General features: G+C 69.3%; 1 protein-coding gene. It reads right to left on the bottom strand.

The annotated features are described in order from the left end of the window. Positions 1-75: 75 nt before the first annotated feature. The coding region (locus ACR9ZK_RS22270; RefSeq protein WP_481344117.1) for a hypothetical protein at positions 76-264 on the bottom strand (189 nt) is incomplete at its 5' end.

Raw genomic sequence — 264 nt, 5'->3', positions numbered from 1 at the left:
TTCTCCCACCCCCTACGGTGTGTCTGACAGGACTGCGGCGCCATCCGACGCGCCGCGGGCATGCTACTTTGCCCCTCAGTCCGGCCGGAGCCGGTCGAGGAGCATGTCGAATTCCGGTGTGCCGCGCAGCGCTGTGGCGGCGATACGACCGCCGTCCAGGAGCACGATGCGATCGGCGATATCGGCCTCGCGGCGGATGTGCGTGGCAATGACAAGGCTGCGCGCGGCGGCCGCCGAAACCAGCCGTACAAGCACCGCGCGAGC

This window comes from Monashia sp. HAY1-5C, assembly GCF_056755255.1.
The sequence above is the reverse complement of the archived record's forward strand: the minus strand, read 5'-3'. Positions and strand labels throughout refer to the sequence as shown.